This is a genomic window from Bradyrhizobium cajani (genome assembly GCF_009759665.1).
Lineage (GTDB): Bacteria > Pseudomonadota > Alphaproteobacteria > Rhizobiales > Xanthobacteraceae > Bradyrhizobium > Bradyrhizobium cajani.
In genome coordinates this window covers 128,034-141,849 of sequence record NZ_WQNE01000006.1, presented here as the reverse complement: position 1 = coordinate 141,849, position 13,816 = coordinate 128,034, and the positions used below count along the sequence as shown (strand labels likewise).

Genomic DNA, 13,816 nt, shown 5'->3' with positions numbered 1-13,816 from the left:
GCGGCCCTTCATCAACGCCCGACTGGCGCGGTAACGTGACGGAGCGCGGCGATGGCGGGGTCGCGGGTGCTAGAAGGTCTCGCGCGATAGCGCCGCAGTCGAGCTGTTGGCTGGCGCGTCCAGTCTCGTCCGCACGTATCCGGCGCTGCGGGACGTGGCTTCGCGCTGGTAATGCTCCTCGATCCCGCGGAGGGCATTGCGCGTCGTATCTTGAAGCGCGTTCTGCAAAGCTGCGTGAGTGCCTGCTTCTCCCGTCAAACCAGAAGCGGCGGCGGCAATGGCGCAGTCGATAACGCGAGTGGCGGCCGCCGAACGGTGAGCCTGCCGTAATGCGTCCAGGCGCTCGATGCGCAATTCAGGAAACAGGGTGTCGCCGCCCATAATATCGCGGATTTCTTTGATGGGGGCCGAGAGGATTTCCTTCTTCAGCGCATGGGGCAGCGCCTCCGAAACTTGGTCCGGCGAGAATGCGGCCTTCGCCGATCGCTCGGCGAGGTCCTTCCAATGCCGCCGCATGCGCAGGCTTTTATGTGGTCCATCACTCATTGGCTCATCTCCAGTGTCATGATTGTAATAAAAAAATACTGACAATGTCAAATTTATGGAACTTTTGATGAGATCATTTGCGTAGGGTATCGAAAAATGATACTTTACGCATATGATTTCGGAAAGCCGCCTCTCTGCCCGGGACTACCTGACGCGACTCGCTGCCAGCGGGCGCTATCATTTTGAGTCTGGCGACGCGCAAAAGGCGCTTGGCGTCTCACCGGCAGCGGCGAAGCTGGCTTTAAACCGTCTTGCCAAGCGGCGCCTGATCGCCTCTCCGGCCCGGGGCTTCTACGTTATCATCCCGCCCGAATATCAATCCCTAGGATCTCTGCCCGCGGACCAATTTATCCCCGCCCTCATGAAAAGGCTGGGGCTGACGTACTACGCCGGGCTGTTAACGGCAGCTCAGTATCACGGCGCTGCTCACCAACGACCCCAGGAATTCCAGGTAATGCTGGCAAAAAGCCGCCGCCCGCTCGTGAGTGGCGCGGTGCGGGTCGCCTTTTTCGTCCGAAAGGACATTGCCGCGATCCCTACCCAAAGCTTTAACACTCCGCGCGGCCCCGTGCTGGTCTCCACCCCGGAGGCGACGGCTGTCGATCTTGTCGGCTACCCCAGCCACATCGGGGGGCTCGATCAGGCCGCAACTGTCCTCGGAGAACTGGCGGAAACTATAAACTCTGAGAAGCTCGTAACGGCGGCTCAAACGGCACCGATGCCGTGGGCGCAGCGCCTCGGTTATCTCCTGACGAAGGCGGGTGCGGGCGATAAGGCAGAACTTCTCAAATCTTATGTCCGGCAGCATGCGCGGCAGACGGCGGTGCTTTCGCCGACTGCGCCTCACGATGAGGCCGCCCGTGAGGATGACTGGAAGCTGATCGTCAATGCCGAAGTGGAGCCAGAGCTATGATTCCACGCGACTACATTTCGGAATGGCGAGCTCACGCGCCCTGGGTGCAGGATATCCAGGTAGAGCAGGACCTTGTAAAGGGCGCTTGTTGAGATATTCACGCATCCTGTCCTGTCCAAGGCTCTCGCCTTTCGCGGCGGCACGGCCCTTTACAAGCTCTACATCACGCCCGCCGCCCGGTATTCAGAGGATATCGACCTGGTGCAGGTCCGCGCAGGGCCAGCTGGCGCGGTCATGGAGGCGTTGCGTTCCGTCCTCGATCCGTGGCTCGGAACGCCCCGCTGGAAGCAGACCGAAGGCCGCGTAACTTTCGTGTACCGCTTTGCTTCCGAGGATACGCCGCCAATCAATATGAGGCTCAAAGTCGAAACCAGCACCCGCGAGCATTTTGCCGTCCACGGTTTCAAGCAAGTGCCGTTTAGCGTCAGTTCTCGCTGGTTCGAAGGCAAATGCGATATCTCGACTTACGAGCTTGATGAATTGCTGGGCACCAAGCTCCGCGCCCTCTATCAGCGCAAGAAAGGCCGTGACCTGTTTGATCTTGCGGTCGCCCTCAAACAGGATGGTGTTGATCCGGACCGTATCGTGAAGACCTTTGCGACCTACATGGATCACGGCGGACATAACATCACTCGCGCCCTATTCGAACAGAATATGCATCAGAAGATGACCGATGCTCAGTTTACCGCCGATATAAGCCCGCTACTGGCAACCGGATATCTTGGGATATCAACCAAGCGTCCGACGAGATTGCAGCGGCATTGATTGAAAAGTTGCCGGGAGATCCCTGGAGGGGCGGGACATGAAGCACAAGGCCGTAGACCAAACGACCCAAGCCATTTGAAATTCGTGCATTTGCGCACCCATCCACAAACCAGAACTCCGTGGAGAGCAACTTGAGTAAATCAATTTTTATCAGTCCCGCCGTGAGAGACAAAGACCTCGTAAAGGAAATTGTCGAACTTATCGAGGAAGGGATGGGGGTGCCGGAAACCGAAATCTTCTGTTCGTCCTTGGATGGCTATGGCATCCCCAACGGCCAAAACTTCGTGACGTACATTAAGGGTCAATTGCTCAGTCCGAAGGTTGTCGTCCTCGTTCTCACGCCAGCATATTTCGAAAGTAAATTTTGTATCGCCGCAAACAAACCTTTTAATTGCCACTGAAGGAAGCTCCGATGTGCATATTCTAAAACGCGCATTTCAGCTCTTGCGGCCAGAGATCGCGGATTTTTTCCGATTCATTGACGTAAGCGAGCGCCATCCGTTTTCTGGAACAGGCAGTTTGGTTAAGTTTGCAGAAGGCCTCGCGAAAATAGACGTTCAAAACCGAACCGTCTTTGTCCTGGATAACGACGAAGGATTGAGCGCTTTCCGAAAGATTCAGGCGCTTGCGCTTCCAATCAACATGCGAGTCACGGTCCTACCATCGCTCAAGGAGTTTGGATTGTTTCCTACCACTGGTCTCGGGGGCGCGGCGCTGGCTGATATAAATGGCCGCGCCGCTTCCATAGAATGCTACCTCGATTTGCACGTCGGCGGTCTTCCTGCGCCTCTGGTCCAATGGACAAACTACAAAGATACGGGAACATATCAGGGGGCCTCCAAGAGAGGAGCGCTGCAGCAAGGCGTTTTATAACAACGCCTGTCGAGGGGGTTCATACGATACGTCAAAGCTTTCCAAGGTTCTCGACTCCATCGTCGCCGTTTGCACAACGATGGCGGGAGACCTATGCACAAACGAGGATAAGTAAGAGCCGCGTTCCAAATTATATGGAAATAGCAATGACATACGAGTTCCCAGTTTCATCCTCTCGGGCGCGGCTGGAGCATAGGGAGCGATTCCTGCCGTCTTAGCTCGTGCGCGTTTTGGAAGGCGAGCGCATCATGCCCAGCCCGGGCGGCCGTCGAGATCCGCGGAGTACCTTACAGGGGCGAGTTGGTGGAAAGCGAAGGACGCCAGCGCGTTCGCGTCTACCCCGAACCTCGGTAGAGAAAGCAAGTTGGCTGCAATTCCAAATGCTCCGCGGGCAGCTCGCGCGAGGCGTTCTATCACGCGGCGCTTGACCGGCCATGCACCCAATCGATGCAGATCGCATAGGTGGGGCGTGAGTACGGACTCCGTTTCATGCTATGCTTCAAGTTCGATGCCGACACCTGATCGGCCAGCACGTCGCGCAACCACCAGCGTCGAACCAGACCCGCAGAACGGGTCTAGCAGAATTGCGTCCAGTGGGCAGAACGCTTCTATTAAGCGACTGCAAGATACTGATTGGCTTCTGCGTCGGGTCGGACCTCGTCGGCTCGACGACGCTCTCCACACGTATGGACCCGGAGGACCTACGCGAGATCATGTCGGCCTCAGAGATGCGTCACTGTCGGGTCAGGCGCTTTGGGAGCTTCGTAGCGAAATACATGGGCGACGGGGTGCTCGTTTACTTTGGGTACCCTTCCGCACTTGCCAAGCTCGCTCTTGAGAACTCTGCTCTGCGTCGGATGCGACGTGCCCGTGCACGAAAGCGGACTCTCGCCGTTCCTAAAGCTCCTCTGGTTATTCATCATCAAGCAGTCGCCGAAGCTCCCAACGGGCTCGTCTGACGCCGGTCCCCTCCAAGAAGATCGCGAAGCTGAAGTCCCATGCGGCTCGAGAAGGTGGAACCAAAATGGCACTTGCGATGATCAGAGGAATATCAACGTAGATACCAACAGATTGAGCGCGTGTTCCGTTTGGGGCGTGTGCGTGATGCTTGTGGGGGTATGAATGTATGATAATCCAACGCCTGCATATATTCCCGGAGCAAGACGGGCGGTATATGTTCCGGTGATTGCCGTGGTATCACGATGCGCAAGCTGGCCTTTAGCCAGAGCAGCATCCACCGCAAATTTGCTCCAGCTCGTCTTGCTAGCAACGAGTGCAATCAGATCACTGGGCCGGCTATCAAAGGGGCCTTTCGCATAAAGACGAAGCTCGCAATATTGGCTGATCCTGTTGAGGTCAGGCGGAGCTCCCATGATGGAGAAGCCGCCATAGATGCCGCGAGACGGCAACCCAAGGGCGTCGCTCTGCCAGAGCTGCCTGTCCGCAGCGATGTAGTGAAAATGATTCCCAGTCTCCCTTTGTTGCTTAGGGGCCGTCAAATTCGTGTAGCGGCTATTGTTGAAACCAACGCCCGCCCGCAGCCACGTGTCGGGTACGCCGGGAGCCGCCTTGCTCTTGTAGCCGGCTTCGTCAACGAGAAGGATGCCTGCATTGGCCGTGCTCCAGTTCAGGCCGGTGGGATTCTCGATTATGTGGGCATAGGCACCATCTGGGCTGATTGAGCGCTGGACGGAGACCTTGTTGTACAAGCGATCGTCAAAATTGTACTTCAAATTGACCGCCGGCGTCGGCGCAGCATTGGTGCTCATCCCTGCCTGGAACAAGGCAGACATGTTCGATCCTGTAATCCCTCCGAACAATGTGCCGGTGAACTCATTTTGGTTTCTGAGGTAGCCAAGCTTGAGTTCTAGCGTCCTGTCGAAGAATGTCTGATAATAGGCGAGCGTATTGATTCCCACTCGATCTGGTCCCGGGCGATCCCACGTCCAGTATTGCTGCTCGGCTCCTACGACAATCTGTCCGTCGGCAATGCCAAACCGGCTGAGATCGTAGGTGACGATCATGAGGTTTACCGACGCGAAGGTCGGATTCTGGCCCATATAGAGCTGGTTTGCGATAGTGCTTCTGGCCGCATTCGGCAGCTGGTTGTTTACAAAGCTGTTGTGTGTCCAGCCGATGTAGCCGATGCCGACATCTGCCAGCGCCGATCTAACGCCGTCCTTGTCCTGATCAATCGTGTCCGCAGGGCCAGGTATGTTGAACCACAACCCGTTTTCACGCAGCTTGTCGTACCTTTCGAAGGGATCGATCGTCTTTTGCGGTCTCGTCTGAGCACGCCTGCCCGCATTGCCGCGCCTCTCGAAAGGCACTCCGGGACCTGCTGCTGGCGCCGGGGCAGGAGGGCGGATTGCCTGATGAACCAGGTCGAGCGGGAGCTTTGCGGCCCGATCGGAAGTGTTTCCTTTCTTGCCGGTCTGATCCACAGGGTGGTTACTAGGATCAGGTCCGCTCGCGGTTTGGGCCAGGACGGAATTGCCGACCAGACAAGCCGCTAGCGAAAATGCGATAACGAGCCCAGATCGCTTTCCCCTTGGTCTGAAATTGAAAGAAAGTGCTGCCGCAGCCGAGTATGTCCGACGCGAGCTCGTCGCAAGAAGGCAATCACGCATGGCGTACTTCGGGTCCATGTCTGCCGGCCATGATTAAATTGGACTGCGGCCTGATTGGCCCACAGTGAGCTCCCGGCGTTTTCGCGTCCGAGGGCGAGAGAGACGAGCCAGAACACGATCCATCCGAAGAGAGTCACTCAGGCTTGCTGAACCTCTCAGTTCGCGGCGCGATGATGATCTGGTCCGAAACTCTGCTGGTGCATAACGCCGGTGCGCCGAGGGCCAGAGGACGGGGCTGGCTCGGCAAATGCTCACGACGAGCGCGCGGGGGCTTGCTGTCCCGGCCGCCGAACATTGCGAATGTCCGCCCTGCTCACTGTGAGTGGAGCGAGTCTGGCGCTGTCGCGCATCTGCATCGAAGGCGGCTTTCTGAACTAAACGGCAGCCTCCGGAAAGCAAGGCTCGCCGTGCAAGAGGCTTGCATTCACGACGCGCTTTAGCGATATGGTTGTCAGCGAAACACGAGACAATCGCCAGGCTTGAAGTTGCGCGCGCGGCAACCTCACCACAACATCCAACGCGATCGGCGCGGAGACCGCAGGAATCAGCCATCGAGCAGCTTTGGCGTGTATCGGCGAACAGTTGCTGGCTGCCGTGAGCGCGGCAAAACCTGTCTTGCATCCGAATCCTTGACGTGTGCGGCGTTTGTTGGTCACCCTTGCCACGTCTCCGTCATCTCGAACAATCTGCCGGAATTGGTAGTTGACCAGGTACGGTGTTTGCCATTCCAATCGACCATTGCCGTGGTCTCGCCGCCGTGAGGGGGCTCCATCGAACACACTGCAGGAATGAGTGAACGATTTGCATTCGTGCCGTGGGAAAGAAAATCTCCAGAGTTCTTCTGAATGGTGAAAAAATGCTGCGCCTTCGCCGGCGAAGATGAGTACCGTTGCTTGCTGGTGACGCTATCATGGAGAACGCGCGCAAATTGTCGCGTTGCGTTGCTCAAGAAGTAGCGTTTCATAGGAGCAGGGCAGCCGATCGGGAACTCGGCAAGATTGACTATTGTCGACGCTGGCAGCTCCTGGAGCGCGTGAGCATCGCGGCCTATCGCGTCGACAAAACAAGCCTGCTGGAATGGGATCTTGGGCGAGGGACAATGGACTTGATTGATCAAGCGGCCGCTTCAGACTTGCGGCCGCTCTTGCGCGGTCCGTCAAGACGGATTCTCCCGGTTGTGGTGCTCCCGCTTGTCCTCGTCAGCTCGTGTGCTGCTGGCGTCTGGCTTTGGGCTAACCTTGAAGCGGTTGTCGAGAAGCCGGAAGCCCGGGACGTCGCTTCAACGATGAGCCTGTCACTGGAAGACAGGGCAGCCTTGTTTGAGATAAACTGGGCACAGCAGAAAACTGGCGACGAGATCGCAGTACTCAACAGCCGGATCAATGCCCTGCGGGATGACCTCAAAGGGATCCTGGATCAGATCACCATGCTGACTTCGCGGATCGATTCGCTGCAGAGTTTAACACCTGTCCCTTCTGCTGCGTCCGAGCCACCTTTGTCGCCAGCCCGGGCTGCTTCGAGCGTCGCCAGGAAACGCTTCGGGCGGTCCAAACCACAGGGGCCTGTTTCCGTCGGAGGCGCGCCAGTGATCGCCGGACCGAAGACAGCCGAGCCTTGAGGTCTAAGACGCTGCAGGCGTGGTCAACTGTGCTCGATGAGGTGGACCGTAGCTTCGCAAAGCTGCCTGCGGCCGTAAAATACACGAAGCTTGTGCGGGCGCCCTCGTCTCCAGCGGCATGTGGCTGAGGCTGTCACTATCATCGAGCGCACTCCAGGACAGGTGGCGCAGCGCATTTTCCGCATGATCGAGCCGTGGCCCTGAACGGCGGAATCCGCTGCGCCTTTCCCTTAAATCAGCTCTCTTCTATTCAGCCCCGCCACTTTTTGAGATCATATCTGAAAGGTCGTGTCATCACACCGCGGCTGCATCGTCGAAATCTGGCGTGTCTGCCCGAGGCGCTTCTTCGGATCGCTCCTCGCGAAGAGCGTAGAGGTTGGGATCTGCTCACATGGTGGCTTAGTTAATAGGAATGCGGTCGAGATAAGTGTCGAACGCGGCAGCAACAGCGCGAATGACAAACCGGTGCTTCTGCTTGACTCGAATGAATCCCTCTTCAACCTCCACTATCCCGTCTTCTGCGAGCATTCCCAGGCGGTCGGCCGAAGCGAGAAGAGGAATCGGATCAAATCCGTGAGCAGCACAGATCGCTGGTACGTCGGCCTGCAAATCGCACATCAGACGCTCGATGATTGCGGCGCGGAGGCGATCTTCGGCGGTGAGACAGTAGCCTTTTGAGGTTGCCAGACGGCCAGCCTGAATGTGTTGGTGATAGGAAGCGGTTTCGATCTCGTTCTGGACGTAACCGTCATGCAGACGGCCGATGGCTGACGGACCTAAGCCGATCAGGGCTTTGCGGGTATCAGCCGAATAACCCAAGGAGTTGCGGCGCAGCCGACCAGCTTTCTGCGCCTGCGCGAGCTCGTCATTGGGCAGGGCGAAATGGTCGAGCCCGATCTGGCAGTAGCCGGCCGAGACCAGCGTGTCTGCAATAGCCGCGGCTTGCTCACCGCGGGCGACATTATCTGGCAGCGCCGTCTCGTCGATCTGGCGCTGACGTTTCATATAGGAGGGGACGTGAGCATAGCCGAAAACCGCAAGCCGGTCTGGCCGCATGGCCAGAGCCGTCCGCGCGGAGTCCACGCAAGACCGCACCGTCTGATGGGGCAGTCCGAAGAGAAGGTCGAAATTGATGCGGCTTATGCCATGCTGGCGTAGACTTTCGACGACCGAAGCTGTGAGCTCCTCGCTCTGCACGCGGTTGACCGACCTTTGAACCACCGGATCGAAGCTTTGCACGCCGATGCTCGCGCGGCTGATCCCGGCCGCTTGTAACGTTTCGACCATCTCGGCCGTGACTCCGCGCGGATCGATTTCTATCGCGATGGTAGCTGATTTACTGAATGCAAAGCAGCGGCGCAGGAGTTCCATCAAAGTGAGAAAATCGCGCGGTGCAATGGTGGTCGGCGTCCCGCCGCCGAAATGCACGTCGCTCACCGGCAGAGCGCACGGCACTTGCTCTGTGACCAAGCCGATCTCGTCCCGCACTGCTGCCAAGTAATTGCCGACCGGTCGCTCGCCGCGAGTGAGGCTTGTAGGGAAGCCGCAATACCAACATATAGAGCGACAGAACGGAACGTGGATGTAGAGCGATACGGGCTCCTGGGGCGGCAGCCGCCTCAGCCATGTCTCACAAGTCTTGGCACCGACCATCGCGGAGAAATCCGGTACGGTTGGATAGATGGTGTACCAAGGCAGTTGAGCATCGCAATACTTGTTAAGGAGGGAGGTCTGCAAGGCTTAACTTTCCCATACTCGAACAGCATGAAGCTGACCAACGCCCTCTCTTGTGTCTTTGCGTTATGTCAAACTCGGCTAGTGGTTTCTGAGATCTAGTCCGGTTTTCACGCAGCTTAGGCGCAGAGCAGGGAGTGAGAGCCGCTCGTTGGCGCTTACCTGGACGTTTAGGTATGAATTTTCTCGGGCGTGCACGGTTGCAGCGGCTAGTCGTGCCCGACGAGCCGGCGCGAACGATCAATCGCTGATCCGAGGACACTTCGGTTCGCATTTGCTGGTCGCCATTTATTTTTGCGACGAAAACATGGTTGTAGGTCCCACCAGGAGCAGCTGAGCTTCCCTGGATCTTCAAACCGGAAGAAAAAGCCGATTTGGTTGCTCGCAGAGTTCAACGGATGCCTCCCGTTCAAAGCCGGCGCGCCACGGAAGATGAGTTGGTTGCCAGATGAGAGCGCGAGGAGTGCAATCGCACAACGTGACGCGACGTGCGATTCAAGTCCTTTAGCGCAGGCGAAGAAAACGAGTTTTGATCTCTAGTATCGAACGCATAAGCCTCACTTCCGCCACGCTGGTTGTCTCATTGCCACAAGCATCATCACGGATGTACTGATGATGTTGGGGCGACCCCAGCGCACTTTCAGCCCCCGGCGAAGTGCGTCGGGGCGCCTTGGTTCGGCGGCGTCTCGTCGCTGTCTAATGTAGCTCACCAACTCACAATGGAGCTATCGGTCCTTCGCCAGATCCCGCATATCTATTCCGTTAGCCTTCCTTGGCGTCGCATTAATGCGATCGCAGTCAGTTTCACATACTGCTTGGTCAGGCGTCGACCATCCCGTTACTATGTTCTCGATGCTTCGAGCTGGAGCCGTCTATGCAGGAGCCGGCTGGGAGATCTTGCGCCTGTTCATTGCATGAAATTAGCCCTCGCATCCTGCTATTTCACTCCATTCACATTGGATCGAGGAAGTTGGTAGGCCCCAATCAAACCTGGAGCTCGTCTCCCGGAAATGAGAGCTGAGCCTAGCCAGGCAACAAGGAGATTGCGGCCAAACAGCGTGATCAGTCGAAAGTGGGCGCCCCACCAACTTCTTGTACAACGCCGAAGGCATCGAACTCATCCGGGACCGGTAAAAGGATGACTATTGTGGCGCGGATGATTTCAAAGGCTGCACGCGCGACATTTTGACGGCTTCGTGGCCGTGGCGGCTGATCGCCGCGCCTTCGCATCCATGCCATCTCGAATTTGCCTGCGACTTTTTGGCGCTCAGCACATCACCTTCCCTGACATTCTCCATGAGAACGTAACCGACACACGCGCGGGAAAGGAATTGCGCGGCGTTGCAGTTCTACATTGAAGTAGATCTTCCAGGCTCCCCACTGCTCTTGAGAAAGTCGAAGACGCCCCCTGGCGCGATCCGCAGGTTAGCGTGGTCGTGCCCGATCTCGCCCATCAGATGCTCTTCTTCCTCCGTTACTGCGCCCTAGATTAGCGGGCCGCGCAAGCCATAGACGAGATCAAGGTAGGCCTCATCCCGCTCGCGCGCCCGGCCAACATTGAGCCTCCCGCCAAATTGAAAGCGCGAACGGGATGTGACTGGGTACGGACCGCTCGGCTCATAAGAATCAGCTGGGATGCACGAGGTGATCCGCCCCATCGCCGCTCGGCCCGACAGCTTTTCGTGGTCGCGTCGGCGGCTTTCAGAGTTAGGCAAGGCGCGCGGACCAGAACTTAAGCTGCGGCCTCTATCATGTTCTGACCGTGCTGGACCTCCTGCCGATCTCACGAAAGATGGGTGTTGAGACTTTCAAGTGAGAACCAATTGGATGCCGGCAACGACCAGAACCGCCACGAGGATAAATCTGATGCCTGCCGGGTTCAGGCAGTTCAGGCTGACTACCGTTCCAGCGACCGCACCCGCCAGCGCAGAGATAGCGTAAAGAGCCAAATCCGGAGAGGGAAATTGGCCGCTGAAAAGAGCTCCGACGAAGCCAACTGTGGAATTGGCCAGAATAAAAGCGGGTGATAACGCGACGGCCTGCTTCGGTGATGCCCAATTCAGTGTGATGAGCGTCGGCGCGAGAAACACTCCGCCGCCCACGCCGGTCAGGCCGGAAACCAGGCCAAGGGTTGCGCCAATGCTCACGCTTGCCGTGAGTGGAGTTTCGCAAAGACGATCGGCAGCTCGTCCCCGCTGCATGATCATCACTGCACTCGCCAGAAGAAGAACGAGCCCCGTCAGCGTCTTGTACGTGTGGTCCTCGAGCACAATCAAGCCACCGGCAAGCGACGCTGGCACCGACGAAAAGAGAAGCGGGCGCAGGATTGCCCAGTCAACGACCTTGTTGCGGTTGAAGAGCCACGTAGAATAAGTCGCGACGACAATGTTGAGAGCAAGTGCCGTCGGGCGCATCTCAGTCGATGACATACCAAAAAATGCCATTAGCGAGACGAATGCAGTCCCACCAGCCTGGCCAACGCTCGCATAGAGCAGTGAGATGATCGCGAAGAGCAGAGAAGCCATGCTTCACCGACCCTGGCGACGATCTTCGCCGTTTTCCACCGAGCCCATCATGATTCGTGCATCAGGTGCGATCTAACTGTGTTTCTGCTTGGGGACGGATCTAAGCGCCCGCCGGAATCGCTGGCGGGAGGTGCAGTCAGTTCAATTTCCTTAACGGGTGCCATGTTTGGACCGTCCCATCAATTGCCGAACTTGGCACTTGACTGGGCTGGAATAGGGCTGCGTTTGGCCCCTAAGGGAGCGGCACTCGAGGAGGCCGCCGAGGTGAGCTGCATTTCTTGCTGTAGCTCACCTCGCGCCGCGCCTGGCAATGGTGTTGTCGCCTTTCTTCCGCATGTCATAAATGCTTCGAGATTCCTACGTCGCAACCAAACGTGTGCGTTCGAAGCCCTTCTTCGACGTTTGATTTTGGTGAAATCAACAGTTGGTATGACACTTGCTGGTTTGGCGCGGGTCCTCTCCCTGCTGGAGAAGCGCATGCAAAGTGTCCTTCGCATCAAGCAGATCTCGCCGTTACGAGTATCTCTCGTTGCGCCTTTAAGATGGCCCCTTTCTGCACGTTCGGTCAGTTTGCGCCAAGCCTGCCGGACGGAGTCGATGAGACGCCGTACAATGATGCGAGGCGTATGGCTTTTGCGCCGCCTGTTTCGTGTTGCTCATCGATCGCGTCGCCGGCGCCGTCGCACGGCGGAGAACCGGCGAACGGTTAGCGATGGCATCTCTCAAGATTGGGAAAAGAAATGACTCTCCCGTTGTCTTCGTCTCCAAGCAGAGAATGGATGCTGAGACGCTCGTCGAGTCCCGAGCGCCCAAGCCGCTCGAGCTTAGTGGTATCGCGCAGATCAGAGCCCAGGATCTCGTCGTGCTCGGCCTCGAGACAAACCAAACCGATGAGGGCGATGATCTCCGATCTGGCCAGTGCGCTATCGGCGAACTGGACCGATCGCTTCCGCTCAGCCTCAGAGGCAGGGATGATGGCGCTATCTCCGGTTTTTGATGCGATCATGCCGGCGCATTCGGCGGCAAGGCAACGAATTCGCCGAATGGCGCCCGGCACAGCGCGAGCGCTCAGACTGCACGAATAACTCACCCTCGAGTTCAGCTCATGGACTGGAATTTGGCTCCGCCGGAAGCAAGCGCAATCGAACACGATGACCGGGAACTCGATCGTCGAGCTGAAGCACCCCTCATGGACCTCTTTAGCTTTACCGAATGCGCGAACCAGACTCATTCACTCAGAGCGCTTTTCGAGCTTCTTGTAGGCTGTGCCACAAAGGAAGGCTTCAGTGAAGTCGCATACGGCGCTCTCAACTTCGTTGAGCCACTTCGGCTGACGGAGTATCCACCCCCGACAGTGGCTGTGAAGTGGCCGCCAGACTGGTGCGATCGATACTTCAAACGCAAATACCATACTATCGATCCGGTGGTTCGGCGGACGCCGATGCTTACGCGGCCGTTTTTGTGGGATCAACTCGCCGACCACTATCAGCTTCGACCGGACGAAAGACGCGTACTCGACGAGGCGAGAGAGGCGGGGCTGAAGCATGGCATGAGCGTGCCGTTGTTTGGGCCGTTGGGTCGGATATCTGTGGTGTCGTTTGCATCTGCGTTCGACGATGCTGATCCTCAGGACCGCATCGGTCATCTCAAGGCGCTGGCTTGGCAGTTTCACACCGCCTATGGCGACATCGCTCGTCCCTGCGATCATGGTTGCGAAAGAAAAGTTGCACTATCGCAGCGGGAGATCAGTTGCATGCGGTGGGTGGCAGAGGGGAAATCGTCATGGGAAATTGGGAAGATCCTGGGAATCAGCTACAATACAGTCAACTTTCATGTCAAGAACGCGATGCGCAAGCTGGATGCGACCAGCCGAATTCAAGCGGTCGCTATAGCTATTCGCCTCAATGTTCTTTGAATTTGACAACGGGGCACTAGTCTAACCGCCAAGTCGTGAGCTTGCAGCTTCTAGCATGTTGAGCATGGCATCTTCGGCGAGCTCGGAGATACGACGCTCCTTGGAGCAAGTCCGCGATCTCACGCTGCGTGAGGTTGTTGGACTTCACGAGGTCGATGAATTGTCGAATCGACTGACGTGTTCCTCCGGCGTGTTGGCGGCATCTCGGCTAACTCTAGCCAGGCTCTGGATCCATTACTCGGACGAGCCGAGTCCGCCCCTGGTGCTTCGGAACTGGATTGGGGCCGGCAGGGAAAG

The 13,816-nt window shown here is 57.4% G+C and carries 12 protein-coding genes and 1 pseudogene; 7 read left to right on the top strand and 6 right to left on the bottom strand.

The window, feature by feature from the left end; all coding sequences use genetic code 11:
- Positions 1-69 precede the first annotated feature (69 nt).
- Positions 70-546: a hypothetical protein gene (locus tag GPL20_RS10445; RefSeq protein WP_157329472.1), complete on the bottom strand. Its 477-nt coding sequence runs from the start codon at positions 544-546 to the stop codon at positions 70-72.
- A gap of 112 nt (positions 547-658) precedes the next feature.
- On the opposite strand from GPL20_RS10445, the gene GPL20_RS10440 reads away from it, so the two are divergent.
- The 4 genes from GPL20_RS10440 to GPL20_RS10425 all read left to right on the top strand — a co-directional run bounded on the left by GPL20_RS10440 (position 659) and on the right by GPL20_RS10425 (position 3,097).
- Positions 659-1,459, top strand: a complete 801-nt coding sequence (locus tag GPL20_RS10440) for a type IV toxin-antitoxin system AbiEi family antitoxin (protein ID WP_157329471.1) — start codon at positions 659-661, stop codon at positions 1,457-1,459.
- Positions 1,460-1,552: 93 nt separating this feature from the next.
- Positions 1,553-2,224, top strand: a complete 672-nt coding sequence (locus tag GPL20_RS10435; protein WP_347340027.1) for a nucleotidyl transferase AbiEii/AbiGii toxin family protein — start codon at positions 1,553-1,555, stop codon at positions 2,222-2,224.
- A gap of 131 nt (positions 2,225-2,355) precedes the next feature.
- Positions 2,356-2,625, top strand: coding sequence for a toll/interleukin-1 receptor domain-containing protein (locus tag GPL20_RS10430; RefSeq protein WP_157329470.1), 270 nt, complete (start codon positions 2,356-2,358; stop codon positions 2,623-2,625).
- Between the two features lie 13 nt (positions 2,626-2,638).
- On the top strand, positions 2,639-3,097 hold the full coding sequence (locus tag GPL20_RS10425) for a hypothetical protein (protein WP_157329469.1): 459 nt from the start codon (positions 2,639-2,641) through the stop codon (positions 3,095-3,097).
- A 492-nt stretch (positions 3,098-3,589) separates the two neighbouring features.
- Here GPL20_RS10425 and GPL20_RS40115 read toward each other — a convergent pair whose 3' ends face one another.
- The gene (locus GPL20_RS40115) at positions 3,590-3,781 is read right to left on the bottom strand and encodes a DNA methyltransferase (RefSeq protein WP_347340023.1); all 192 of its coding nucleotides are present in this window, start codon (positions 3,779-3,781) and stop codon (positions 3,590-3,592) included.
- Between GPL20_RS40115 and GPL20_RS40255 the strand changes: the two are divergent.
- Positions 3,721-3,915: pseudogene (locus tag GPL20_RS40255) on the top strand (hypothetical protein); the annotation flags it as partial. The gene GPL20_RS40115 and the pseudogene GPL20_RS40255 sit on opposite strands and share 61 nt — an antisense overlap.
- Positions 3,916-4,137: 222 nt before the next feature.
- On the opposite strand, the gene GPL20_RS10415 reads toward GPL20_RS40255, so the two are convergent.
- A complete protein-coding gene (locus GPL20_RS10415; RefSeq protein ID WP_254125176.1) occupies positions 4,138-5,541 on the bottom strand; it encodes a carbohydrate porin in 1,404 nt (467 codons plus the stop codon).
- A 1,096-nt stretch (positions 5,542-6,637) separates the two neighbouring features.
- Between GPL20_RS10415 and GPL20_RS10410 the strand changes: the two genes are divergently transcribed.
- Positions 6,638-7,345 (top strand): hypothetical protein, encoded by a 708-nt coding sequence (locus tag GPL20_RS10410; protein ID WP_246250256.1) that lies wholly within the window; start codon positions 6,638-6,640, stop codon positions 7,343-7,345.
- 399 nt (positions 7,346-7,744) lie between these two features.
- On the opposite strand, the gene hemN is transcribed toward GPL20_RS10410, so the two are convergent.
- The 3 genes from hemN to GPL20_RS10395 form a co-directional block, all read right to left on the bottom strand.
- Positions 7,745-9,082 (bottom strand): oxygen-independent coproporphyrinogen III oxidase, encoded by a 1,338-nt coding sequence (gene hemN / locus GPL20_RS10405; protein ID WP_157329468.1) that lies wholly within the window; start codon positions 9,080-9,082, stop codon positions 7,745-7,747.
- A gap of 1,805 nt (positions 9,083-10,887) precedes the next feature.
- Positions 10,888-11,604: a sulfite exporter TauE/SafE family protein gene (locus tag GPL20_RS10400; RefSeq protein ID WP_157329467.1), complete on the bottom strand. Its 717-nt coding sequence runs from the start codon at positions 11,602-11,604 to the stop codon at positions 10,888-10,890.
- Positions 11,605-12,310: 706 nt separating this feature from the next.
- Positions 12,311-12,610, bottom strand: a complete 300-nt coding sequence (locus GPL20_RS10395) for a hypothetical protein (protein ID WP_157329466.1) — start codon at positions 12,608-12,610, stop codon at positions 12,311-12,313.
- Between the two features lie 183 nt (positions 12,611-12,793).
- Between GPL20_RS10395 and GPL20_RS10390 the strand changes: the two genes are divergently transcribed.
- Positions 12,794-13,519, top strand: a complete 726-nt coding sequence (locus GPL20_RS10390; protein WP_157329564.1) for a LuxR family transcriptional regulator — start codon at positions 12,794-12,796, stop codon at positions 13,517-13,519.
- The last annotated feature ends 297 nt before the right edge of the window (positions 13,520-13,816 follow it).

Coding starts and splice junctions, on each gene's coding strand:
- GPL20_RS10445 (WP_157329472.1), bottom strand. CDS start 546: ATGAGTGATGGACCACATAAAAGCCTGCGCATGCGGCGGCATTGGAAG.
- GPL20_RS10440 (WP_157329471.1), top strand. CDS start 659: ATGATTTCGGAAAGCCGCCTCTCTGCCCGGGACTACCTGACGCGACTC.
- GPL20_RS10410 (WP_246250256.1), top strand. CDS start 6,638: ATGGAGAACGCGCGCAAATTGTCGCGTTGCGTTGCTCAAGAAGTAGCG.
- GPL20_RS10400 (WP_157329467.1), bottom strand. CDS start 11,604: ATGGCTTCTCTGCTCTTCGCGATCATCTCACTGCTCTATGCGAGCGTT.
- GPL20_RS10395 (WP_157329466.1), bottom strand. CDS start 12,610: ATGATCGCATCAAAAACCGGAGATAGCGCCATCATCCCTGCCTCTGAG.
- GPL20_RS10390 (WP_157329564.1), top strand. CDS start 12,794: ATGGACCTCTTTAGCTTTACCGAATGCGCGAACCAGACTCATTCACTC.